The 22,904-nt window shown below is 64.2% G+C and carries 22 protein-coding genes; 1 reads left to right on the top strand and 21 read right to left on the bottom strand.

Features of this window, described 5'->3' with window-relative positions:
* Positions 1-9: 9 nt before the first annotated feature.
* The 10 genes from P9273_RS02075 to rimP all read right to left on the bottom strand — a co-directional run bounded on the left by P9273_RS02075 (position 10) and on the right by rimP (position 12,434).
* Complete coding sequence (locus tag P9273_RS02075) at positions 10-1,017, bottom strand: class I SAM-dependent methyltransferase (protein ID WP_278047401.1); 1,008 nt, start codon at positions 1,015-1,017, stop codon at positions 10-12.
* 88 nt (positions 1,018-1,105) lie between these two features.
* On the bottom strand, positions 1,106-3,256 hold the full coding sequence (gene pnp / locus P9273_RS02070) for a polyribonucleotide nucleotidyltransferase (RefSeq protein WP_040994002.1): 2,151 nt from the start codon (positions 3,254-3,256) through the stop codon (positions 1,106-1,108).
* A gap of 377 nt (positions 3,257-3,633) precedes the next feature.
* Positions 3,634-3,903, bottom strand: a complete 270-nt coding sequence (gene rpsO / locus P9273_RS02065; protein WP_027165894.1) for a 30S ribosomal protein S15 — start codon at positions 3,901-3,903, stop codon at positions 3,634-3,636.
* A 294-nt stretch (positions 3,904-4,197) separates the two neighbouring features.
* Entirely contained in the window at positions 4,198-5,292 is a 1,095-nt protein-coding gene (gene corA / locus P9273_RS02060; protein WP_278047400.1) for a magnesium/cobalt transporter CorA, read from the bottom strand.
* Positions 5,293-5,399: 107 nt separating this feature from the next.
* Positions 5,400-6,359 carry a tRNA pseudouridine(55) synthase TruB gene (truB, locus tag P9273_RS02055; protein ID WP_278047399.1) on the bottom strand — a complete coding sequence of 320 codons (960 nt, stop codon included), beginning with the start codon at positions 6,357-6,359 and terminating at the stop codon, positions 5,400-5,402.
* A complete protein-coding gene (gene rbfA / locus P9273_RS02050; protein WP_278047398.1) occupies positions 6,360-6,776 on the bottom strand; it encodes a 30S ribosome-binding factor RbfA in 417 nt (138 codons plus the stop codon).
* Positions 6,777-6,900: 124 nt separating this feature from the next.
* Positions 6,901-9,480: a translation initiation factor IF-2 gene (gene infB / locus P9273_RS02045; RefSeq protein WP_278047397.1), complete on the bottom strand. Its 2,580-nt coding sequence runs from the start codon at positions 9,478-9,480 to the stop codon at positions 6,901-6,903.
* Complete coding sequence (locus P9273_RS02040) at positions 9,477-10,127, bottom strand: RNA-binding protein (RefSeq protein ID WP_278047396.1); 651 nt, start codon at positions 10,125-10,127, stop codon at positions 9,477-9,479. The genes infB and P9273_RS02040 overlap by 4 nt, the downstream gene beginning before the upstream one ends.
* Before the next feature lie 32 nt (positions 10,128-10,159).
* Positions 10,160-11,755, bottom strand: a complete 1,596-nt coding sequence (gene nusA / locus P9273_RS02035) for a transcription termination factor NusA (RefSeq protein ID WP_040993996.1) — start codon at positions 11,753-11,755, stop codon at positions 10,160-10,162.
* Between the two features lie 46 nt (positions 11,756-11,801).
* Complete coding sequence (rimP, locus tag P9273_RS02030; RefSeq protein ID WP_278047395.1) at positions 11,802-12,434, bottom strand: ribosome maturation factor RimP; 633 nt, start codon at positions 12,432-12,434, stop codon at positions 11,802-11,804.
* Between the two features lie 194 nt (positions 12,435-12,628).
* Between rimP and P9273_RS02025 the strand changes: the two genes are divergently transcribed.
* On the top strand, positions 12,629-12,886 hold the full coding sequence (locus tag P9273_RS02025) for a hypothetical protein (protein WP_278047803.1): 258 nt from the start codon (positions 12,629-12,631) through the stop codon (positions 12,884-12,886).
* Between the two features lie 24 nt (positions 12,887-12,910).
* Here P9273_RS02025 and P9273_RS02020 read toward each other — a convergent pair whose 3' ends face one another.
* The 11 genes from P9273_RS02020 to miaB all read right to left on the bottom strand — a co-directional run bounded on the left by P9273_RS02020 (position 12,911) and on the right by miaB (position 22,871).
* Entirely contained in the window at positions 12,911-13,420 is a 510-nt protein-coding gene (locus P9273_RS02020) for a GNAT family N-acetyltransferase (RefSeq protein WP_278047394.1), read from the bottom strand.
* 3 nt (positions 13,421-13,423) lie between these two features.
* Positions 13,424-13,723: a type II toxin-antitoxin system TacA family antitoxin gene (locus P9273_RS02015; protein ID WP_278047393.1), complete on the bottom strand. Its 300-nt coding sequence runs from the start codon at positions 13,721-13,723 to the stop codon at positions 13,424-13,426.
* A 62-nt stretch (positions 13,724-13,785) separates the two neighbouring features.
* Positions 13,786-14,496, bottom strand: coding sequence for a tRNA (guanine(46)-N(7))-methyltransferase TrmB (trmB, locus tag P9273_RS02010; RefSeq protein WP_278047782.1), 711 nt, complete (start codon positions 14,494-14,496; stop codon positions 13,786-13,788).
* Positions 14,493-15,758, bottom strand: a complete 1,266-nt coding sequence (metK, locus tag P9273_RS02005) for a methionine adenosyltransferase (protein WP_040993990.1) — start codon at positions 15,756-15,758, stop codon at positions 14,493-14,495. The genes trmB and metK overlap by 4 nt, the downstream gene beginning before the upstream one ends.
* 165 nt (positions 15,759-15,923) lie before the next feature.
* A complete protein-coding gene (locus P9273_RS02000; protein ID WP_040993989.1) occupies positions 15,924-16,343 on the bottom strand; it encodes a helix-turn-helix domain-containing protein in 420 nt (139 codons plus the stop codon).
* A gap of 139 nt (positions 16,344-16,482) precedes the next feature.
* Complete coding sequence (gene lnt, locus P9273_RS01995) at positions 16,483-18,069, bottom strand: apolipoprotein N-acyltransferase (RefSeq protein WP_278047392.1); 1,587 nt, start codon at positions 18,067-18,069, stop codon at positions 16,483-16,485.
* Positions 18,070-18,196: 127 nt separating this feature from the next.
* The gene (locus P9273_RS01990) at positions 18,197-18,634 is read right to left on the bottom strand and encodes a VOC family protein (protein WP_278047391.1); all 438 of its coding nucleotides are present in this window, start codon (positions 18,632-18,634) and stop codon (positions 18,197-18,199) included.
* Positions 18,635-18,647: 13 nt separating this feature from the next.
* Positions 18,648-19,724: a hemolysin family protein gene (locus P9273_RS01985; protein ID WP_278047390.1), complete on the bottom strand. Its 1,077-nt coding sequence runs from the start codon at positions 19,722-19,724 to the stop codon at positions 18,648-18,650.
* 27 nt (positions 19,725-19,751) lie between these two features.
* Entirely contained in the window at positions 19,752-20,249 is a 498-nt protein-coding gene (gene ybeY, locus P9273_RS01980) for an rRNA maturation RNase YbeY (RefSeq protein WP_278047389.1), read from the bottom strand.
* 84 nt (positions 20,250-20,333) lie between these two features.
* Positions 20,334-21,326 (bottom strand): PhoH family protein, encoded by a 993-nt coding sequence (locus tag P9273_RS01975; protein ID WP_278047781.1) that lies wholly within the window; start codon positions 21,324-21,326, stop codon positions 20,334-20,336.
* Positions 21,327-21,461: 135 nt separating this feature from the next.
* The gene (gene miaB / locus P9273_RS01970) at positions 21,462-22,871 is read right to left on the bottom strand and encodes a tRNA (N6-isopentenyl adenosine(37)-C2)-methylthiotransferase MiaB (RefSeq protein WP_278047388.1); all 1,410 of its coding nucleotides are present in this window, start codon (positions 22,869-22,871) and stop codon (positions 21,462-21,464) included.
* Positions 22,872-22,904 lie beyond the last annotated feature (33 nt).

Genomic DNA, 22,904 nt, shown 5'->3' with positions numbered 1-22,904 from the left:
ACAGGCGTTTCAGCGGCGCGCCGAAAACACCTTGAACATGCCGTCGCGGGCGATCTCGGCATGACTGGCGAAGGCTGCCGAGAGCACCTGTTCGTAAGGAAGCTGTCGGTTGGCCACCATGAACAGGCGGCCGCCCGGTTTCAGCGCCTTCGACGCCGCGCGGATCATGCCGGCGCCGATTCCTGGCTCGGCGGCGCGGCCGCTGTGGAAAGGCGGGTTCATGACGATTGTGTCGTAGCGCCGTTCGACCGCCTCGGTGAGAAGATCGATCCAGAAAAAGCGCGGCTCGATGACACCGTGGACATTCAGCCTGGCCGCCTCCAGGGCCTCGAAATCAGCTTCGTAGAGATCGAGCGCGGTGAGGCCTTGCCGGCGCTGCAGGACTTCCGCCGCCAGATAACCCCAGCCGGCGCAGAAATCGGCGACATTGCCTTTGAGATCGTCAGGCAGGTTCGCGGCCAGCAGTTTCGACCCGGCATCGATCCGATCGAAGGAGAACATGCCAGGCGCGGTTTTGAAGCCGCCTTCGATGACATGGTCGGGGTTGCCGGCGCGCAGCGCCACGGCTGTCTCCATGCCGGTCCGCCGGAACCAGAAAGCAACGCCGTGATGCTTCGGCCGATGGCCTTCGAGCGGCGCCAGCATGTTGATCCGCTTGCGCAGGCTGTCGACGCCGTCATCCTTGCTGCCGGCAACGACGACAGGCGCGCCCGGAGCGGTTCGCTCGACCGCTTCGGCGACGCGTAACTCATTTTGCCCGCGATGGCGGCCGGTGAGCACGAGAGCGATGTCGTAGCCCTCGCCCTCCGCACGCGGCGTGACCGTGTGGCCGGACGCCTGCAAGGCGCGAAAATGTGGCCTGAACCCCTGCACGAGATGCAGCGCCGCCTCGAAGCCGGCAGGCAGACGGAAGCCGGGCTCGGCGCCCAGAAAAAGCACGCGGGCATTCTTCCGCGGCAGAGGCAGCGCCTCGGCCTCGAACGGATAGAACAGCGTCTTCAGCGGCTCCGCGGCCATTCGCATACCCCTTCAAGCAAAACGGGCGCCACCTCGCGGCGCGCCCGTCTTGAACTTATCCGATCCGGGATTTACCCGGCCAGGCCGATCAGGCGGCGTCTTCCTCGCCTTCGGCCTTCTTCTTTTCCTGGACGATTTCCTTGCCGGTCGCCTGGTCGACCACCTTCATCGACAGGCGGACCTTGCCGCGCTCGTCGAAGCCCATCAGCTTGACCCAAACCTTGTCGCCTTCCTTGACGACGTCGGAGGTCTTGGCGACGCGCTCATTGGCGAGCTGCGAGATGTGGACGAGACCATCGCGAGGGCCGAAGAAATTGACGAACGCGCCGAAGTCGGCCGTCTTGACGACGGTGCCTTCGTAGATCTCGCCGACTTCCGGCTCGGCGACGATGGTGTGTATCCACTTCTTCGCCGCCTCGATCTCCTTGGCGTTCGCCGAAGCGATCTTGACGGTGCCGTCGTCCTCGATGTTGATCTTGGCGCCGGTCTTCTCGACGATCTCGCGGATCACCTTGCCGCCGGAGCCGATGACGTCGCGGATCTTGTCGGTCGGGATATGCATGACCTCGATGCGCGGCGCGAACTCGCCGAGCTCGGAGCGGGCGCCGGAGATCGCATGCGCCATCTCACCCAGAATATGCAGGCGGCCATCCTTGGCCTGGGCAAGCGCGATGCCCATGATCTCCTCGGTGATGCCGTCGATCTTGATGTCCATCTGCAGCGAGGTGACGCCGTTGGCGGTGCCGGCGACCTTGAAGTCCATGTCGCCGAGATGGTCCTCGTCGCCCAGGATGTCGGAGAGCACCGCAAAGCGCTCGCCTTCCTTGATCAGGCCCATGGCGATGCCGGCCACGGGCTTGGCGATCGGCACGCCGGCATCCATCAGCGCCAGCGAGGTGCCGCAGACGGTCGCCATCGAGGACGAGCCGTTGGATTCGGTGATCTCCGAGACGACGCGCAGCGTGTAGGGGAATTGCTCGGCATTCGGCAGCATCGGATGGATGGCGCGCCAGGCCAGCTTGCCATGGCCGATCTCGCGACGGCCCGGCGAGCCCATACGGCCGGTCTCACCGACCGAATAGGGCGGGAAGTTGTAGTGGAGAAGGAACTTCTCCTTGTACATGCCGGTCAGCGAATCGACGAACTGCTCGTCCTCGCCGGTGCCCAGCGTCGCAACGACCAGCGCCTGGGTTTCACCGCGGGTGAACAGCGCCGAACCATGGGTGCGCGGCAGGACGCCGACCTCGGAGACGATCTTGCGGACCGTCTTGAGATCGCGACCGTCGATGCGCGAGCCGGTGTCGAGGATGTTCCAGCGCACGACCTTGGCCTGGAGTTCCTTGAAGACGGTGCCGATCTGCTCGGCGGTATACTTGGCTTCCTCGCCTTCGGCCGGAGCGAACGCGGCCTTGACCTTCGCCTTGACAGCGTCGACCGCGGCATAGCGCGACTGCTTGTCGGTGATCTTGTAGGCCTCGCGAAGCTCGTCGCCGACGACCTTCAGCATCTCGCCTTCGAGCTCGGAATAATCCGGCGCGGTGAAGTCGCGCGGCTCCTTGGCGGCGACCTCTGCCAGCTTGATGATGGCGTCAATCACCGGCTGGAAGCTCTTGTGGCCGAACATGACGGCGCCGAGCATCAGATCCTCGGAGAGTTCCTTGGCCTCGGATTCGACCATCAGCACGGCGTCGGCGGTGCCGGCGACGACGAGATCGAGCTTGGATTCCTCCATCTCGTCGATATGCGGGTTGAGCACATATTCGCCGTTGATGTAGCCGACGCGGGCGCCGCCGATCGGGCCCATGAAGGGCACGCCCGAAAGCGTGAGCGCGGCGGAGGTGGCGACGATCGACAGGATATCCGGATCGTTCTCGAGGTCATGCTGGACGACGGTGACGACGATCTGGGTATCGTTCTTGTAGCCGTCGGCGAAAAGCGGGCGAATCGGGCGGTCGATCAGGCGCGAAACCAGCGTTTCCTTCTCGCTCGGACGGCCCTCGCGCTTGAAATAGCCGCCCGGGATCTTGCCGGCGGCATAGGTCTTTTCCTGGTAGTTGACGGTAAGCGGGAAGAAATCGAGGCCGGGCTTCGGCTCCTTCATCGAGACGACGGTGGCGAGAACGACGGTCTCGCCATAGGTGGCGAGCACCGCGCCGTCAGCCTGGCGCGCGATCTTGCCGGTTTCCAGAATGAGCGGACGCCCGCCCCATTCGATTTCCACTTTGTGTTGATTGAACATATCTTGTCCTTCATATGCGGAAAGGGCCGCGCCGTCCTAACGGTCGCGGGTTCTCCCTTCCTGGCTTCCTTCGGGCAGCCACGGGCAAGACAACGGGAAGCTCGATAAGGTCCGGCTCACAAGCCGAGCGAGCATCCTGCAATCCTGCCCCATGACCGTCCATGGGCGGTTCCGAATGGCCCTCTGCGCGTTCGGAACCGGGTTTGACCGATTGATCGGCCAGCTTTGCGCATGACGCCGGAAATCGCTGTTTCCGGGACGCGCCCTGCGCGAATACGAATTTCATGAGCGCATCGCGCCCAGACATTATCACACCGGCTCATCCGATGTGCCAATGCGCGACCGGCGGGCCCTATGAGAGCCCGCCGGTCAATTCGTCAGCGACGCAGACCGAGCTTGTCGATCAGCGTCTGATAGCGCGCGTCATCCTTGCGCTTGAGATAGTCAAGCAGGCTGCGGCGCTGGGAGACCAGGGCAAGCAGGCCACGGCGGGAATGGTTATCCTTCTTGTGGTCCTTGAAGTGCTCGGTCAGGTTCTTGATGCGCTCGGAAAGGATGGCAACCTGGACTTCCGGAGATCCGGTGTCGCCCTTGGCGGTTGCGAATTCGGTCATCAATTCCTTCTTGCGATCGGCAGTGATCGACATCGTGCTTTTCCTTATCTGTTGGAGGAAACGGGACGCCCACAGCCGGGATGTCGTCCAGCAGGGGCCGGTGCAAGCAACGCGTCAGGGCGCGAAGCTGCGGCGCATATAGTGCAATTCCGGAAAAAACACCAGCCCAATTGTCAAGCCGGCTTGTCGCAGGTTGTGGTTGCGAAAACCAAAGCATGTCCCCCGAAAGTGGGAAGCGGTTTCGGCGCAAAGACATGCGCAAAATCAAACCTAAAGCCCGGGGAGCGAATCTGAAAGCTCGCGACGCGCTTCAGGCGAACTCAAAGGCTACAGCCACTTTTTCCATTTGAAGAACGCGATCAGGCCGACCGCAATGATCGCCATGAACATGAGCGAGGCCGGATAGCCGTAATAGGCCTTCAGCTCGGGCATGTTCCAGGGCGAGCTTTCCGGATCGAAATTCATGCCCCAGACGCCGACCAGGAACGTCAGCGGCATGAAGATCACCGAGACGATGGTCAGATAGGAAATGACGTCGTTGGTACGGGCCTGGGTAAGCGAGACATGCATCTCGATCAGGCCGGTGAGCATGTCGCGCTGGTTCTCGACCAGCTCGATCAGGCGCAGCGAATGATCGAGCGTGTCGTTGAAGAATATCTTGGTCTCGGTCTTCACGAAGGGCACGTCGTTGCGGATCAGCGTCGCCAGCGCGTCGCGCATCGGCCACAGCACGCCTTTCAGCACGTTGGCGTCGCGCCGCAGTTCATGCAGCTGCCGCATCTGGTGCTTGTGCGGCTTGTTCAGCATCTCGTCCTCGATGCCGTCGACCGTTTCGCTCGCCGCCTCGATGGGCGGGAAATAGCTATCGACGATGGCATCGATCAGCGCGTAGGCGAGATAATCGGCGCCTCGCGAGCGGAGCCGGTTGGGCATCGCGCCGGCAATGCGCTTGCGCACCGGATCGAACGGATCGCCCTCGCGCTCCTGGAAGGTGACGACGAAATTGCCGCCGAAAAACAGCGCGATCTGCTCGTAGCGATGCGCGGTGACGTCGTCGATCATGCGCATGACGACGAAGGCATGATCCTCGTAGAAATCCACCTTGGGCCGCTGTCCGGTGTTGACGACATCCTCCAGCGCCAGCGGGTGCAGGTCGAAGATGCGGCCGATCTCCTCGATCAGCGGGATGTTGGCAAGCCCTGTGCAATCCAGCCAGACGACAGGCCATTTCTCACAATGGGTGTTGAGATCGTCGATCGAGGCATTGTCGATTGTTTTGTATTTCTCTGGTGAGATCAGCGTCAGCCGAAGCTCGCTGCGCCGCGCCGCCGGATCGGCGATAAGCGTGCCGGGCGACGCGCCGACCGGTGGCCGACGGGTTTTCAGCGGCGCCCTTTTCTTGCCAGTGTCAGCCTTTGCCATGAGTTCCCGCGGCTTTCGCGCTCAGCCGGAGATTAGAGCGATTCCAGGAGAAGTGTGCAGCAGTTTTCCGTCCGGGATTACGCGAACAACAAACACCTGCACCGGATTCACCCGGCAAAGACCCGCTTGGGCTTGAACATGCCCTGCTCGATGGCGCCGATGGCGACGAGCCTGCCGCGCGCGGTGGCGCAGGCCTCCTCGGCCTCGACCGGCGCGTCGCGGCCGCGAATGATGACGGGATTGCCGAGGCGGATCTTGGTTGCTGCGTCGTCGCTGACGGCGACCTGCGGCAGGCAGTCGAGCGCCGCCGCCGTTTCGACAAGCAACGCGTCGATAGCGTTGAAATCGACCGGAGCCGCGTCTTCGTCCAGGCCCGCTTCTGCCTTGTCGCCGAAGCGGGCCGCTTCGAGCTCGGCGACGGTGACGAAATCCTCGGCCGTGAACGGCTCGACCTCGACGCGCCGCAGCTCGGCGATATGGCCGAAGCAGCCGAGGTCGCGACCCATGTCGCGGGCCAGCGAGCGCACATAGGTGCCCTTGCCGCATTCGACCTCGAAGACGGTTTTGTCAGCGCCATGCTCGACGATGTCGAGGCGGCCGATCTCGATCTCACGCGCCGGGATCTCGACCGCCTCACCGTCGCGGGCGAGGTCGTAGGCGCGCTCGCCGGCGATCTTGATGGCGGAGAACTGCGGCGGCGTCTGCATGATGACGCCGGTGTATTTCGGCAGGAGCGCCCGCACCTCGGCCTCGGCCGGGCGGCGGTCGGAGCTGTCGGTCACCGGACCTTCGAGGTCGTCGGTCGAGCGCTCCTCACCCCAGGCGACGGTGAAGCGGTAGACCTTGGCGCCATCCTGCACATAAGGCACGGTCTTGGTCGCCTCGCCAAGCGCGATCGGCAGCATGCCGGAGGCGAGCGGATCGAGCGTGCCGGCATGGCCTGCCTTCTCGGCCTGGAACAGCCACTTGATCTTGGACACGGCCTCGGTCGAGCCCATGCCCACCGGCTTGTCCAGCACCACCCAGCCGGAGACCGGCCGCCCCTTTTTCTTGCCGCGACGCGCCACCTAGTTCTCGTCCTTGTCGTTGTTCTTGCCGTCGCCGAGATCGCGCGCGACTTCGGGCGATCTCAGCAGGTCATTGATCTTGGCGAAATTGTCGAAGGAGGTATCGAGCCGGAAGCGGAACTCCGGCATGTACTTCATCTGCCTCAACGCGCCGGAGACACGGCCGCGGATGAATTTCGCATGCCTGTTGAGCGCCTCGACCACGGCGCTGTCGTCGCCCGCGCCAAGCGGCGAGACGAAGGCGGTGGCGATCTTGAGGTCGGGCGACATGCGCACTTCGGAGACCGACACGACGCTGTTCTCGATCACCGGGTCGATGATCTCGCCGCGCTGCAAGGTCTCGGAGAGCGCATGACGCACCTGCTCGCCGACGCGCAGCATGCGCTGGGAGGGGCCTGACTGTGTCGAACGGGACATATTCTTCGGTCCTGAAATCGTGGAGCGCGGGATGGGACCACGCCGCATGTCTCAAAATGCATAAGCGGTCTGGGCGGCAGCCTTGCGGCCGCCGCCCGTTTCATTCCGGCAAGTATACCCGAATTTAGAGCGTCCTGCTCACCATCTCGACGCGGAAGCACTCGATGATGTCACCGACGCGCATGTCCTCGTAGTTCTGGAAGGCCATGCCGCATTCCTGGCCGGCCGGCACTTCCGAAACCTCGTCCTTGAAGCGCTTGAGGGTTTTCAGCGTGCCTTCGTGGACGACGACGTTGTCGCGGATCAGGCGCACGCCGGCACCACGCTCGACCTTGCCTTCGGTGACGCGGCAGCCGGCGATCTTGCCGACCTTCGAGATGTCGAAGATCTCGAGGATCTCCGCATTGCCGATGAAGGTCTCGCGGCGCTCCGGCGAGAGCATGCCGGAAAGGGCCGCCTTCACGTCGTCGACGAGGTTGTAGATGATCGAGTAGTAGCGGATCTCGATGCCCGCGGAGGCGGCCGCGGTGCGCGCCTGCGCGTTGGCGCGGACGTTGAAGCCGATGATTGCGGCACCCGACGTCTCGGCCAGCGAAACGTCGCTTTCGGTGATGCCGCCGGCGCCCGAATGAACAATCCGCACCCTGACCTCGTCATTGCCGAGCTTTTCGAGAGCGGCATTGATCGCCTCGATCGAGCCCTGCACGTCGCCCTTGACGACCAGCGGGAACTCCTTCAGCCCGCTCGTCTGCAACTGCGACATCATCTGCTCGAGCGAGCCGCGCTGGCCGGCATGCTTGGCCACCGCCTTCTCGCGCGCCAGGCGCTGACGGTATTCGGTGATCTCGCGGGCGCGCGCCTCGTTATTGACGACGGCGAAGCGGTCGCCTGCCTGCGGCGTGCCCTGGAGGCCGAGCACCTCGACCGGCATTGCCGGCGGCGCTTCCGGCACATGCTCGCCGCGGTCGTTGACCAGCGCGCGCACACGGCCCCATTCGTTGCCGGCGACGAGGATGTCGCCCGGCATCAGCGTGCCGGTCTGCACCAGGACGGTGGCGACAGGGCCGCGGCCCTTGTCGAGCTTGGCCTCGATCACCGCGCCTTCGGCGGTGCGGTCCGGATTGGCCTTGAGGTCGAGGATTTCAGCCTGCAGCAGGATCGCCTCAAGCAGCTTGTCGATATTGGTGCCCTTGGTCGCCGAGACCTCGACGTCCAGCACCTCGCCGCCCATCGACTCGACGAACACCTCATGGCGCAGCAGCTCGGCGCGCACCTTCTGCGGGTCGGCGTCGCGCTTGTCGATCTTGTTGATCGCCACGATGATCGGCACGCCGGCCGCCTTGGCGTGGTTGATCGATTCGATCGTCTGCGGCATCACGCTGTCGTCAGCCGCGACCACCAGCACCGCGATGTCGGTGACCTGGGCGCCGCGGGCGCGCATGGCCGTGAAGGCGGCGTGGCCGGGCGTGTCGATGAAGGTGATCTTCTGACCGTTCTTCTCGACCTGGTAGGCACCGATATGCTGGGTGATGCCGCCGGCCTCGCCGGAGACGACATTGGCGTTGCGGATGGCGTCGAGCAGCGAGGTCTTGCCGTGGTCGACATGGCCCATGATGGTCACGACAGGCGGGCGCGAGACCAGGTCTTCCTCGCGGTCGGCGATGTTGAACAGGCCTTCCTCGATGTCGGATTCGGCAACGCGGCGGACCGTGTGGCCGAATTCGGAAGCCACCAGCTCGGCCGTGTCGGCGTCGATGACGTCGCCCGGCTTCATCATCTGGCCCTGCTTCATGAAGAACTTGACCACATCCACGGCGCGCTCGGACATGCGCTGCGCCAGCTCCTGGATGGTGATGGTTTCAGGCAGGATCACTTCACGCATGACTTTCTCGCGCGGCTCATTATGCATCGCGCGTTTGAACTTCTCCTGGCGGCGGCGCATCGACGACAGCGAGCGTCCGCGCGCGTCGTCGTCCGACAGCGCCGAGTTCAGCGTCAGCTTGCCGCGGCGGCGGTCGTCCTCACCCTTGGCGGGCCTGGCCGGACGAGCCACTTCGGGCGTGGCGAGGCGGCGCGCCGGCGCGCTGGCCGGACCACCGGCGCCTGAGCGCCTGGGCTTCACCTCTTCCTCGTCATCGGCCGCGGCAACGTCGGCGGCCAGCGGCGCGCGACGGCGAGCCTCTTCCTCGGCGCGGCGCCGGGATTCAGCCTCGGCCTGGAGGCGCGCTTCTTCCTCGGCCTGACGGCGCGCGGATTCCTCGCGCTCGCGCTTGCGGCGTTCTTCCTCCTCGGCGCGGCGCTTGGCATCTTCCAGAGCACGCTGACGATCCTCCGCCTCGCGAGCCTTGGACCCCTCCAGCGCCCTGCGGCGCGCCTCCATCTCGCCGCGCGAGAGTTCATTCAGAACCATGCCGGAACGCTCCGGCGGCGGAGGCGGCGCCTTCGGCGCTTCCTGCACGGCAGGCGCGGCGGCGACAGGAGCCGCGGCGGGCTTAGGCGCGAAGACGGACGGCGCCGCCGGCTCCGGCTTGTCGCCAGGCAGCGAGAACTTGCGCTTCTTGGTCTCGACCACGACCGACTTGGTACGGCCATGCGAGAAATTCTGGCGCACGGTGCCCTGCTCGAGGCCGGGGCGCTTCAGCGTCAAGGTCTTCTTCGGCGTAACGCTCAACGTCTTGTCGTCGCCCGATTTCGTATCGTTCATTCCATATCCTCTGCGGCATCATCTTCGTCAGCAACGGCCGCAAGCATTGCCAGATCGTTCGGGGTACCGCCCCGATATCGGTCGAGCGCAACAACGCGCTTCTCAACCGCCAGTCCCGCGTCCTGCGCGAGGACGGCAGCATGTATCACATTTGTACCCCCCAATGCCAAGCTCAACTCGGCCTCGGGAAAAAGTTTGTAGGCAAGGATGGCGGGACCGCCGAGATGGACGGTTGCCCGCCGCGCCTGACTGATCTTACGGACGCCATCGTCCGAGGCCTCGGTCGCATGCAGCACGAGCAACGCCTGCCCGTCGCGCACCGCGCTCTCGACCTTGGCGGCGCCAAGAACGACGGCGCCCGCCTTGCGAGCAAGGCCGAGCATGCCCAGAGCGGATCTGGAGAGCAGCCCGTCAACCATGCCGCCGATATCGGCCGGAACGGTCACCTGTGCCTTGAAAGCACGGGCAAACAGGTTCTTCGCCGCTGCCTTGTCGATATGTAGGCGATCGGCGGTGACCCAGCAACCGCGGCCGGGCAGATTTCTCTTGATGTCCGGAACGACGGCCGAATCGGGGCCGACGACGAAGCGGATCAGCTCATCCGCTTCGGCCTGCCTGCGCGTAACGATGCAAGTGCGATCGTTCATCTCGTCTACGGGCTTTGCGATTGGTGGTCACCTCACGCACCGACGGTTTCGCCGGCCGCGGCCTGCTCGGCGGCGAGCTCTTCCTCGGTGATCCAGCCGGCCTGCTTGCGGGCGGCAAGCACCATCTGCTCAGCCTCGGCGCGCGAGACGCCGTGGTTGGCGAGCACGCCCGGATAGACCTTGGTCTCGCCGTCCTTACGCTCTTTCCAGCCGATCAGGTCGTCCGCGGCATAGCCGGCGAAATCCTCGATGGTCTTCACGCCGTCCTCGCCGAGCGTCACCATCATAGCGGTGGTGATGCCGGGAATCTCGCGCAGCTCGTCCTTGACGCCCAGCGCCTTGCGCTTTGCGTCGTGCTCGGCCTCGATCTTTTCCAGATATTCGCGGGCGCGGGTCTGGATCTCCGAAGCGGTGTCCTCGTCGAAGCCGTCGATCGAGGAGATTTCGCCCGAATCGACATAGGCAACTTCCTCGACGCTCGTGAAGCCTTCGGAGGCGAGCACCTGGCCGACCATCTCGTCGACGTCGAGAGCTTCCATGAAGAGCGCCGAACGCTCGACGAACTCCTTCTGGCGCCGCTCGCTCTCTTCCTGCTCGGTCAGGATGTCGATATCCCAGCCGGTGAGTTGCGAGGCGAGCCGCACGTTCTGGCCGCGGCGGCCGATGGCCAGCGACAGCTGGTCGTCCGGCACCACCACCTCGATGCGCTCGGCATCCTCGTCAAGCACCACCTTGGCGACCTCGGCCGGCTGCAGCGCGTTGACGATGAAGGAAGCGGCCGAAGGCGACCACGGAATGATGTCGATCTTCTCGCCCTGCAGCTCGCCGACCACCGCCTGGACGCGGCTGCCGCGCATACCGACGCAGGCGCCGACCGGATCGATCGAAGAGTCGCGCGAGATGACGGCGATCTTGGCGCGCGAGCCCGGATCGCGGGCGACCGACTTGATCTCGATGATGCCGTCGTAGATTTCCGGCACTTCCATGGTGAAGAGCTTGGCCATGAACTGCGGATGGGTGCGCGACAGGAAAATCTGCGGCCCGCGCTGCTCGCGGCGCACGTCATAGACATAGGCCCGGACGCGGTCGCCATATTTGTAATTCTCGCGCGGGATCAGCTCGTCACGGCGGATGATCGCCTCGCCACGGCCGAGGTCGACGATGACGTTGCCGTATTCGACACGCTTGACGGTGCCGTTGACGATCTCGCCGATGCGGTCCTTGTATTCGTCATACTGCCGGTCGCGCTCGGCCTCGCGCACCTTCTGCACGATGACCTGCTTGGCCGACTGGGCGGCAATGCGGCCGAAATCCATCGGCGGCAGCTGCTCGGCGATGAAGTCGCCGATCTGGGCGTCGGGGTTGCGCTCGCGGGCCGTGGAAAGCGCGATCTGAGTCGCGTAGTCCTCGACCTTCTCGACCACTTCCATCAGCCGCTGCAGCTTCATCTCACCGGTGTTCGGGTTGATGTCGGCGCGGATGTTGGTCTCCTGGCCGTAGCGAGAGCGCGCCGCCTTCTGGATCGCATCGGCCATAGCGGCGATGACGATCTGCTTGTCGATCGACTTTTCACGCGCGACCGCATCGGCGATCTGCAGCAGTTCAAGCCTGTTGGCGCTTACTACCATTGTCTTTCTCCCGATTTCGCGCCGGGCGCACGGCCTGGCTACTCAATCAACTTTCCTGTTCGGTTTCGTTTTCTTCGTCCGCGCCGGCGTCTTGCGCTTCGCCGCGGCGTTTCCTGGCTTCCTTGCGCGCCCGGTTGTCCTTCGACAGGGCATCGCGGATGAGATCGTCGGTCAGCACCAGCCGGGCCTCGGCGATCGCGTCATAAGGCACGCGCACCGTCGGCTCCTCGCCATAGGCCGCCTTGTCGCGCTCGACCAGGATGCCGTCGGCGTCAGCCTCGGCGATCTTGCCCTTGAAGCGCTTGCGGTCGCCGATGAGGATCGACGTCTCCAGCTTGACCAAATGGCCGGTCCAGGTGGTGAAATCCGATTTGCGCACCAGCGGCCGGTCGATACCGGGCGAGGACACTTCGAGATGATACGCCTTTTCGATCGGATCTTCGACATCGAGCGCCGGCGACACCGCGCGGCTGACCTCTTCGCAATCCTCGACGGTCATGGTGCCGTCTTCGCGTTCGGCCATGATCTGCAGCGTCAGCCCGTTCTGGCCGGTCAATTGCACCCGCACAAGACGGAAGCCGATGGCCTTGAGCACCGGCTGCACGATCAGCGCAACACGCGCATCGATGCCGCTTTCGCGGATGATACGGTCGTCGGCCTCGCTTGCCGTTGCAGTCATCAGATTCCTGTCGCTCTTTGGCTTCCGGCCGGCGGGTAACAAAAAAGAGCGGGACCGGGTGGACCCACTCTTCGTCATACCGACCAAGAATTTGAGGCTGATATAGACGATTGCCACCAGTGTTTCAAGCCTACAGGCAGCCTTGCGCGAAGTGTGCCCGAAGCGGGCAGGGTTGCACGCCAGGCATGGCGCCCATGCGGCAGGCCGCCTTGCAACCAGCGGCGGGCCGCACCCATCTATGTTGCATTCAAAAGAAAAGGACGGGCGCGGTGGCGCGCGAAGTTGGCAATATGGACCGTGGATTGTTTTTCTTGATTAACGATTTCTTCAACACATTCGGCAGCGCGGCAGCCGCGGCGCGGGCCGCCGAGGCCGGCCGCAAGCCGCGCCGCGACGACCTGAAGAAGCTTGGCATCGATCCGGGCGCTTTCGATCGGATCGGCCGCTTCTAACCGCATCTCGTCGCACGCGGCGCCTTACCTTCGGGCCTCCAAGAGCGACGCGGCGATTGCCGCGATGGAACGAAACAAGACAAGCGGATCGTCCCTCGTCGGGAGAAATCCCCGGCGCTGCCAGAATTGCGCCGCTTCCGCATCGACTGCATTGACCATCAGCGCGCGTCCTCCGATCAGTTGCGCCGCCTGAACGCAGCGCTGAAGGGCATGCTTTACCAGGCCCGTGCCGATGCCGCGCCCAGCCCATCCGATATCGGTCGCAAGCTGGCCAAGGAGCAGGCACGGCACCGGATCGGGCGGTTGCCCCGTGCGGATCGACCGAGGCAGGATCGACGGCACGACGGCCGTCGGCGCCAATCCGTAGTATCCGACCACCCGGCCGGCTTCGTGGACAACGAGAACGGCCGTAAAGCCCTTCTCCTGGTTGGAGAGCGCGCGGCTTTTCAGCCATTCATCAAGCGCAGGCTTCCCGCAGGAAAATCCGGATACGTCGTGAACTGCGGTAAGCGGTTCGGGAGCCGATAAGGCCACCGGTCAGCGCTTCGTGGTGTAACCAGCTTCCCACGGTGCGGGCCGCTTTGCCAGTTCCACCAGGTTGGGAACCGGAGCGGCCGGAGTTGACAGGACTTGCATGAACTCAGCGAATCCTTCCGGGCTCATGCGGACAAGACGGTTGTCCATCAGCACATCCTCGGCTGCGCGCACGGCGGCATCGCGCACGAAATCCGTGCGGGACCGGCCCCGGAGACGGGCGGCACGATCGATCATCGCCACGTCCGCTTCCGGCAGGCGCATTGAGATCGGGTATTCCTTGCGTTCAACCGTGGCGGCCATAATTGTCTCCTTGCAGCAATATAGCGCCCGTAGCGTTAAATGCAATACAGAGCACCGCCCAACTATTTCCGGACAAAGGTGAGATAGGCAGGCCGCCGTCCCTCGCGGATGGCCTTGGCCTCGTAGCGCGTGCCGGGCCAGCCTTCATAGGGCCGGTGCCAGTCGGCAGCGACCTCTGCTTGCCAAGCGAAGGCGCCGTGATCGCGGCAGGCAAGCAGCGTCCAGTTCACATAGCTGTCGATGTCGGAGGCGAAACGGAACCTGCCGCCGGCTTTCAGCACCCGGGCAAATCGCCCGAGATTGGCGGCGCCGACGAAGCGCCGCTTCCAGTGCTTCTTCTTCGGCCATGGATCGGGATAGAGCAGGTCGATGCCGTCGAGCGATCCTGGCGGCAGCCAGTCGAGCAGTCGCGTGGCGTCGTCGTCATAGACCCTGAGATTGGCGAGCGGCGTCTTGCCGAGCGCCGTCATCATTTTGGCCATGCCGTTGACGAAAGGCTCGACGCCGATGAAGCCGGTCTCCGGCGCCTCCGTGGCGCGATGCAGGAGGTGCTCGCCGCCGCCGAAGCCGATTTCCAGCTGCAGCGCCGAAACCTGTGCCTTGAACAAGGTCCTGAGATCCGCCGGCGCTTGCGCGGTCAGGTCGATGCGGTATTCGCGCAGGCCGCTTTCGAGGGCGATCGCCTGCTGCGGGCGTATGGTTTTGCCGTGCCGGCGGCCGAAGAATCCTTCGGTCGCCCGGCTCGGCCTGTCCTTTGCGTCCGCTGGCGTCAGGCGGCGACGGCGTCCTTGAGCGCCTTGGCGAGATCGGTCTTCTCCCAGGAGAAGGAGCCGTCACGGCCGGCCTTGCGGCCGAAATGGCCGTAGGACGAGGTTTTTGCATAGATCGGCTTGTTGAGGTCGAGGTGGCGGCGGATGCCCGACGGCGACAGGTCCATCACCTTGCGCAGCGCCTCTTCGAGCTTCGATTCCTCGACCTTGCCGGTGCCGTGCAGGTCGACATAGACCGACAGCGGCTGGGCGACGCCGATGGCGTAGGAGAGCTGGATGGTGCAGCGGTCGGCAAGCTTGGCCGCAACCACGTTCTTGGCGAGATAGCGCGCCGCATAGGCGGCCGAACGGTCGACCTTGGTGGTATCCTTGCCCGAGAAGGCGCCGCCGCCATGCGGTGCCGCGCCGCCATAGGTGTCGACGATGATCTTGCGGCCGGTGAGGCCGGCATCGCCGTCAGGCCCGCCTATGACGAACTTGCCGGTCGGGTTGATGTACCAGTTGCAGTCCTCGGCGATCTTCAAGTCACCAAGCGCCTCGCGGATATAGGGCTCGACGACCTTGCGGACCTTCTTGGAGTCCCAGCTCGCATCGAGATGCTGGGTGGAGAGCACGATCTGCGTGACCTCGGCGGCCTTGCCGTCGGCATAGCGCACGGTGACCTGGCTCTTGGCGTCGGGGCCGAGCTTGCCGGCCTCGCCATTGCCTTCGTGGCGTGCCGCGGCCAGCAATTCGAGAATCTTATGGCTGTAGTAGATCGGCGCCGGCATCAGGTCGGGCGTTTCACGGCAGGCGTAGCCGAACATGATGCCCTGATCGCCCGCGCCTTCCTCGCCCTGGCGATCGGCGGCGTTGTCAACGCCCTGGCCGATGTCGGGCGACTGGCCATGCAGCAGCACGTCGATCTTGGCGGTCTTCCAGTGGAAGCCGGACTGCTCGTAGCCGATCTCGCGGATCGCCTTGCGGGCAACAGACTTGAACTTGGCCGGATTGACCACGGGGTGGCCGGACGCATCCTTGAGGATGTTGCCCGCCTTGTCCTTCTTCAAAAGCGTGTCCGGAACGCGGACCTCGCCGGCGATGACGACACGGTTGGTGGTGGCCAGCGTCTCGCAGGCGACGCGCACCTTCCACGGATCCATGCCTGTCTTCTTGGCTTCGCGATAGACCAGATCGACGATCTCGTCGGAGATACGGTCACAGACTTTGTCGGGATGACCCTCGGAGACGGATTCCGAGGTGAAAAGATAATTCTGCCGCGTCACGGGTGTCCCCTCTTGAAAAAAATCGGCAGGGCTGCCGATTTTGGCGCGCCACGTGTTAGCGGTGCCGGGCGCCGCTCGTCAAGCGGCGCGACGGATCTGGCATGAATGTAGGCAAGGTCGGCTATGCCACCGGCGGCAGGACCCCGCTGGCGGCATAGGTAAAAGTCAATCGGCGTCGTCGGCGGAGAGCGCCTTCACCAGATCGATGATCCGGCGGCGCACCTTGACGTCGCCGATCTTGACGAAAGCCCGGTTGAGCTGAAGCCCTTCGGGACTGCCGCAGAATTCGACGGCGAAGGCCATCGAGGAGTCTTCGGCAAATCCCCGATTGCCGCCGGTCTCCTCGCCCGGGGCATCCTCGAAGAAGAAGGCGACGGGAACGCTCAGGATCGAGGCGATCGCCTGCAGACGGCTGGCGCCAACCCTGTTCGTGCCCTTCTCGTACTTCTGGATCTGCTGAAAGGTGATGCCGAGATTTTCACCCAGCTTTTCCTGGCTCATTCCAAGCATATTGCGACGTAGCCGGATGCGACTCCCGACATGGATGTCGATCGGATTCGGCTTCTTCTTGTTCTCTTCTGTCATTTTTTCCTCGCCGAATTTTTCCGGCTTTTTCTATTTTGTTCCGCCATACGAAGCCGGAGCCACCTGCCCCAACAGAACCCTCCAACCGACTTCGAGAAAATTTTAGGCGTTACAGTATGAGTTTCTAATGTGCCGACTGTCAATTGACCCGTAGCCGCTGCCTTACATTCAATGTGAAGGCCGCCAGCGCAAACACCAACATGATCAGCAATCCGTTAATGCGCCGCCGGTCGGCAGACAGGAGGGCACCCCCAGAGACCGGCACATGCGCGTCGATGGCGCCGCGCGCGTCGACGGCAAGCGCATCGAGAATACGCCCGCGCGAATCGACGACTGCGGAGATGCCGTTGTTGGCCGCGCGCAACAGCGGCAATCCATTCTCCACCGCACGGATCTGGGCCTGCCTGAAGTGCTGATACGGGCCCGGCGTGTCGCCAAACCAGGCGTCGTTGGTGACGTTCACAATTACGTCAGATGACGCAGCGTCGACGGCGACAAGATCGGGGAAGATCACCTCGTAGCAGATGAACGGAGCTGCGCGCAGCCCACCCGGCACGCCGATCGGATGCCGCCCGTTGCCGGCGGCGAAATTCATCGGTCCGGCAACGAGCTGGCCGATGCCGAAGCGTTCGAAAAGATCGGCGAAGGGCAGATACTCGCCGAAGGGCACCAGATGCACCTTGTCGACGGCATCGACGATCTCGCCCTTGTCGTTGATCGCCACGACGGAATTGTAATAGCGGCTGCCGGCATTCGCCGATCCACCCTCCTCGCGCACGACACCGGCAATCAGCATCTGGCCGTCGGCCAGCATGTCGCCCAATGCCGTCAGAGCGTCCGGACGCTCGGTGAACAGGAACGGCACCGACGTCTCCGGCCACAGGATGAGCTGCGGCTTGGCGTGCCCTTCTTCCGGCGCTTTCCCCGATATCCCCAGCAAAGTTGCAAAGATGCGGTCGCGCACCGAGGCGTCCCACTTTTCGCTGAGATCGACCGCGGGCTGGACGATGCGGACATCGATCGAGCGTGTCGGTTTCACCGGGGTGGCGAGCCTGAAATAGCCGAAGCCGACATGGGCGGCGACGAGGATGACGAATAAGGCGATGCCCAGCCTGAGATGCCGGCGCGCCGCGACCAGCGCGGGCAGCGAAAACAGGAAGACCGCGAGCGCGTTCATGCCGATCATTCCGGTCACCGACACGCTCTGCATCAGGAGCGGCACCGGCATCGCCGCGTAGCCGACGGCGTTCCAGGGAAAGCCGGTGAAGAGGAAGTCGCGCAGCCATTCGGCAAGGCCGAAGCCGAAGGCAAGGGCGGCGATGCGGCCGATATCGCTGCTCCAGAACAGCCGCGCCACGACCGTCGCAAAGCCATAGAAAAAAGCGAGCGCAAAGGGGATACCGACCACGGCAAAGGGCAAGGCCCAGGCAAAGCTGTCTGCCTCGACCAGCAATGCCTGACCGATCCACCAGAGGCCGGCGAGGAAGTAGCCGAAGCCGAACCACCAGCCGGTGGCGAAAGCCGGCCTCAGGCGCTTGAGCCAGCCGTCGGAAGCCTCGCTGGTGGCGCCGTCGAGCAGCCAGACGAGCACCGGAAACGAAACGAAGCAGACGGCGAAAAAGTCGTAAGGCGCCTGGGCGAGCACCGCCAGCGCTCCGGCGGCAAACGCCACCAGCGCCCGCCGCCACCCCCACAGCAGAATTATCCGGCCGGCAAAGCGCTGCATCAAGCTTCCCAAGTCGCGCGAATCAGGGAGCTAGAGATTTAACAGGCTGCATCGCCCGATCCAAACCCGGATAAACGCCACCTGATGCGGTCCCCCTATCTATGCCAGCCTTCGATGCGCAGGCCGCTCAGTCGCTCTGCCTCGTCTTTGGGCACGAACGCATGGTGCGGGTGAATGTCCAGACATGGCCTTCGGGGTCGCGGGCGCGATATTGGCGCTCGCCGTAGAAATGATCGGCGGGCTCCTCGACGATCTCCGCGCGTGCCGCGCGCGCCTGCTCGCAATGAGCGTCAAGGTCTTGCTGCAAACGGATATAGACGGCTTGCGTGTTCCTGCCGCCAACGGAAGTCGGACTGGCGACACGCTCATCCCATTCGGAATCGACGATGATGTAGCCGTCGCCGAAACGCATTTCGGCATGCACGAGCCGGCCGTCGGCATCGCTCACCAGCATGCTCGGCTCGAAGCCGAAGGCCGCCTGCAGCCACGCCAAAGCAGCGCGCGGATCCCGGTAGAAGACGCCCGAACCAAAGGTAGCGTGCTTGAAGGGATCGTCCATCGGCATCAGGCGAACAGGCTCAGGCCTGCTCGGCGCGGGCCGCGCGGCGGCGCTGCCGCTCGCCCTTCTGGCTCTGCACGATGCGCACGCGCTTGACGCGGCGCGGGTCGGCATCGAGCACATGGAATTCGAAGCCGGGAATGGCCTGCACGACTTCGCCCCTGGCGGGGACGCGGCCGAGCGTGTTGAAGATCATGCCACCGATTGTGTCGACATATTCGCCATGCTCGCCGGCGGCGAAATCTCCGCCGATCATCTTGGCAACCTCGTCGATCTCGGCCTTGCCGTCGACGACGAAGACGCCGTCGCCGGCCTGCGTGATCATCGGCTCGTCGTCGTCGTGCTCGTCCTCGATGTCGCCGACCACCATCTCGACGATGTCTTCCAGCGAGGCGAGGCCGTCGGTGCCGCCATATTCGTCGATGACCAGCGCCATCTGCGTGCGCGTCGTCTGCATGCGGCCCATCAGGTCGGAGGCGAGCATCGAGGGCGGCACGAACAGCACCTGGCGGATCAGATTGAGATCGCCGATGGTGCGCGCGAGATCGACCTGCGAGAGGTCGAGCGCCGTCGTCGCCGGCGCCTTCGCCCTGGTGCGGCCCTTCCTGACGCGGGCGACCTTGGTGATATGGGCGAGCACGTCGCGGATGTGGACCATGCCGCGCGGATCGTCGAGCGTCTCCGAATAGACCGGCATGCGCGAATGGCCGGACTGCTCGAAAAGACCGAGCAGGTCGCCAAGGGTGGTGTTGATCTCGACCGCCTCGATATCGGCACGCGGCACCATGACATCCTCGACCCGCACTTCGCGCAGGCGCAGGATGTTGTTGAGCATGGCGCGTTCGCCGGGCGAGAAGGATTCGGCATCGGTCGCCGTTTCGGCAAGCGCGCCGGCGATCTCCTCGCGCAGGCTGGTGCCGTTGCGGTGCCGAAACAGGCCGAGCACGCGGTCGAAGAGGGAAGGACCGGCATGCGTCGGCTCGGCGGCCGCGCTGCCGGTGGGAATACTCGGACTTGAGCCCTCTTCCGTCTTTTCGGAAGGCTTGGCAGCACTGCCGGCGTCCGGGCGGGCGGCAGTCTCTGGTGTGTCGTTCATCGCCATCAGGTCAATTGAGCTTTTTTGTTACGCGTAGGGATCGGGAATGGCAAGTCTCGCAAGCGCCGCGCGCTCGATCGCCTCCATCTCCTCCGCCTCGGCGTCGGTCTCGTGATCATGGCCCAAAAGATGTAGCAGGCCATGGATGACGAGATGGGTGATATGGTTCTCGACCGGCTTGTCTTCCAGGGCGGCCTCGCGTGCCACCGTCTCGGAGGCGAGCACGATATCGCCCAGCATCGGCGGCAGCTTGCCGCCTTTAGGGAAGGAAAAAGCCGGGAAAGACAAGACGTTGGTGGGCTTGTCCTTGCCGCGCCACTCGGCGTTGAGCGCCCGGATATGGGCATCGTCGGAAAAAACGACGCTAAGCTCGGAAGCGCCGCCCGCGCCAGTCTCGGCAAAGGCGGCCGCAACGGCGCGATCGACGAGACGCGTCAATTCGCCTTCCGCAGGCCAATCGCCGGCCTCGACGAAGACATCGATATCGACCGGCGTTTCGCCGCCAAATTCCGGATTTTGAGCCATAGGGCTATCTTTGTTTTGAGCATGATCTTTCCCGAAAACCGCGCACATTTTCGCTGACGCGGTCCTTCGGTTCGGGATCATGCTCTAGCTTTCGGCGCCGAGACCTCGCGCCAGCTTGCCGTCGCGATCGTAGGCCTTGACGATCTCGGCCACCAGCGGGTGGCGCACCACGTCGCCCTCGTTGAAGCGGACGGTGACGATGCCAGGCACGCCGTCGAGGATGCGCAGCGCCTCGACAAGTCCCGACTTGGTGTTGGGCGGCAGGTCGATCTGGCTCGGATCGCCGGTGACGATCATGCGCGAGTTCTCGCCGAGACGGGTCAGGAACATCTTCATCTGCATCTGCGTGGTGTTCTGCGCCTCATCGAGGATCACAGCGGCATGCGCCAGCGTGCGGCCGCGCATGAAGGCCAGTGGCGCGATCTCGATGACCTCGGCTGCGATCGCCCGCTCAACCTTGTCGGCCGGCATCATGTCGTAGAGCGCGTCGTAGAGAGGTCTGAGATACGGGTCGACCTTCTCCTTCATGTCGCCGGGCAGGAAGCCAAGCCGCTCGCCGGCCTCGACCGCCGGGCGCGACAGCACGATGCGCTCTACCATGCCGCGTTCGAGCAGCATCGCCGCATGCGCGACCGCCAGATAGGTCTTGCCGGTACCAGCCGGGCCGATGCCGAAGACCATTTCCGAGCGCTCCAGCGCCCGCATATAGGCGTCCTGCGTCAGCGAACGGGCATAGATCGTCTTCTTGCGGGTCGAGATCTGGGCGGCCGAGACCTTGCCCTTGCGCTCCAGGGTCGGCAGCGTTAGCTGGTCGTCGGCGGCAATCGCCATGCGCACGGCACCGTCGACATCCGACTGGCCGATGTCGGCGCCCTTCTGCAGGATGCCATAGAGGGTATCCAGCGCGCGGCGCGCCTGTTCGGCGGCCGAAGCCGAGCCCTTGATCGCGAGCTGGTTGCCGCGCGAACGGATGTCCACGCCGAGCTTCTGCTCGAGCCGGGCCAGATTCTCGTCGAACTGACCATAAAGGGCGCTGGCAAGCTTGTTATTGTCGAAGGTCAGTACGATGTGCGCCATGTCGGAAGCCCCGGTCGCCTGGTTCTGGGGCGGATTCTTCAGTTCGGCAGCGCTCAACCGTCTCTCCTCATCTGCCGAGGCTTGCGGCTATGCGTGTCGTTGCCCTAAACCGCGGGCACTTTTGGGCGACATGCATCAGGCCAACTCGGCGAACAGGCTGTTGGGGCCTGTCTTCGTGATTCTTACGTCAATAATGTCACCGATTCCACCGGCCTTGTCGTCAACAATAACCGGGTTCAGCCAAGGCGAGCGGCCGACGATCTGGCCGGCATGGCGGCCGGGCTTCTCGATCAGCGTGCTGACGGTGCGGCCGACCAGGCCGGCGATGAAATTCCGTTGCTGCTCGTTGATCAGCGCCTGCAGGCGCTGCAACCGCTCGTCCTTCACCGCCTCGGCGAGGTGCCCGTCCATCTCGGCGCCCGGCGTGCCGGGCCGCGGCGAATATTTGAACGAAAAGCAGGCGGCGTAGTTCACCTCGCGCACCAGCTTCAGCGTCGCCTCGAAATCTTCGTCAGTCTCGCCGGGGAAGCCGACGATGAAGTCGCCGGACATGGCGATGTCAGGGCGGGCGGCGCGGATGCGCTCGATCAGCGCCAGATAGTCACGTGCCGTGTGCCTGCGGTTCATTGCCTTCAAAATCCGGTCGGATCCCGATTGCACCGGTAAATGCAGATAGGGCATCAAGGCGGGCAGGTCACGATGCGCGGCGATCAATTCGTCATCCATGTCGCGCGGATGGCTGGTGGTGTAGCGCAGCCGAGCTAGGCCGGGGATTTCCGCAAGCCGGAACAGCAGGCGGCCGAGGCCCCATTCCTCGCCGTTTTCGCCGACGCCGTGCCAGGCGTTGACGTTCTGGCCGAGTAGGGTCACCTCGCGCACGCCGGCCTCGGCCAGGCGCTCGGCCTCGGCGACGATCTGCGCCACCGGGCGCGAGACCTCGGAGCCGCGCGTGTAAGGTACTACGCAGAAGGTGCAGAACTTGTCGCAACCTTCCTGAACCGTGAGGAAAGCGGTGACGCCGCGCCTGGCAAGCTCGGCGCGCTTCGGCTGCGGCAGATGCTCGAACTTGTCCTCGATGGCGTATTCGGTCTCGACGATCTTCTCGCCGCCACGGACCCGCGCCAGCACGTCGGGCAGCCGGTGATAGGTTTGCGGACCGATTACCAGATCGACCGCAGGCGCACGGCGGATGATCTCGGCGCCCTCGGCCTGCGCCACGCAGCCGGCGACGCCGATCAGGAGCTCGCGGCCGGCCGCGGCGCGCTCGGCCTTCATGTCGCGGATGCGGCCAAGCTCGGAATAGACCTTTTCCGCCGCCTTTTCGCGGATATGGCAGGTGTTGAGCAGCACCAGATCGGCGTCTTCGACGGCGTCCGTGGCGACATAGCCGTCGGCTGCCAGCGCATCGGTCATGCGCTGGGAATCGTAGACATTCATCTGGCAGCCATAGGTCTTGACGAAGACCTTTTTCGCCGTCCGGTTAGTGCTGGCCGTGTGCTCGGCCGCAGCGCCGATGTCGTGGCTTTCAATCGTGTTCAATTCCATCGGGCGGCTTCTAGCGCCTTTCCGTGACAAAAA

The sequence above is a fragment of the Mesorhizobium sp. WSM4935 genome (assembly GCF_029625735.1).
GTDB lineage: Bacteria > Pseudomonadota > Alphaproteobacteria > Rhizobiales > Rhizobiaceae > Mesorhizobium.
The sequence above is the reverse complement of the archived record's forward strand: the minus strand, read 5'-3'. Positions and strand labels throughout refer to the sequence as shown.

What these genes read in the sequence shown, in the direction of transcription:
- ybeY (WP_278047389.1), bottom strand. Translation starts at nt 20,249, where the DNA reads ATGGCTCAAAATCCGGAATTTGGCGGCGAAACGCCGGTCGATATCGAT.
- infB (WP_278047397.1), bottom strand. Translation starts at nt 9,480, where the DNA reads ATGAACGATACGAAATCGGGCGACGACAAGACGTTGAGCGTTACGCCG.
- P9273_RS02040 (WP_278047396.1), bottom strand. Translation starts at nt 10,127, where the DNA reads ATGAACGATCGCACTTGCATCGTTACGCGCAGGCAGGCCGAAGCGGAT.
- miaB (WP_278047388.1), bottom strand. Translation starts at nt 22,871, where the DNA reads ATGGAATTGAACACGATTGAAAGCCACGACATCGGCGCTGCGGCCGAG.
- P9273_RS01975 (WP_278047781.1), bottom strand. Translation starts at nt 21,326, where the DNA reads ATGGCGCACATCGTACTGACCTTCGACAATAACAAGCTTGCCAGCGCC.
- P9273_RS02015 (WP_278047393.1), bottom strand. Translation starts at nt 13,723, where the DNA reads ATGGCCGCCACGGTTGAACGCAAGGAATACCCGATCTCAATGCGCCTG.
- P9273_RS01985 (WP_278047390.1), bottom strand. Translation starts at nt 19,724, where the DNA reads ATGAACGACACACCAGAGACTGCCGCCCGCCCGGACGCCGGCAGTGCT.
- P9273_RS01990 (WP_278047391.1), bottom strand. Translation starts at nt 18,634, where the DNA reads ATGCCGATGGACGATCCCTTCAAGCACGCTACCTTTGGTTCGGGCGTC.
- P9273_RS02000 (WP_040993989.1), bottom strand. Translation starts at nt 16,343, where the DNA reads ATGACAGAAGAGAACAAGAAGAAGCCGAATCCGATCGACATCCATGTC.
- rimP (WP_278047395.1), bottom strand. Translation starts at nt 12,434, where the DNA reads ATGACTGCAACGGCAAGCGAGGCCGACGACCGTATCATCCGCGAAAGC.
- P9273_RS02025 (WP_278047803.1), top strand. Translation starts at nt 12,629, where the DNA reads ATGCGGCAGGCCGCCTTGCAACCAGCGGCGGGCCGCACCCATCTATGT.
- rbfA (WP_278047398.1), bottom strand. Translation starts at nt 6,776, where the DNA reads ATGTCCCGTTCGACACAGTCAGGCCCCTCCCAGCGCATGCTGCGCGTC.
- P9273_RS02075 (WP_278047401.1), bottom strand. Translation starts at nt 1,017, where the DNA reads ATGGCCGCGGAGCCGCTGAAGACGCTGTTCTATCCGTTCGAGGCCGAG.
- corA (WP_278047400.1), bottom strand. Translation starts at nt 5,292, where the DNA reads ATGGCAAAGGCTGACACTGGCAAGAAAAGGGCGCCGCTGAAAACCCGT.
- lnt (WP_278047392.1), bottom strand. Translation starts at nt 18,069, where the DNA reads ATGCAGCGCTTTGCCGGCCGGATAATTCTGCTGTGGGGGTGGCGGCGG.
- rpsO (WP_027165894.1), bottom strand. Translation starts at nt 3,903, where the DNA reads ATGTCGATCACTGCCGATCGCAAGAAGGAATTGATGACCGAATTCGCA.
- pnp (WP_040994002.1), bottom strand. Translation starts at nt 3,256, where the DNA reads ATGTTCAATCAACACAAAGTGGAAATCGAATGGGGCGGGCGTCCGCTC.
- nusA (WP_040993996.1), bottom strand. Translation starts at nt 11,755, where the DNA reads ATGGTAGTAAGCGCCAACAGGCTTGAACTGCTGCAGATCGCCGATGCG.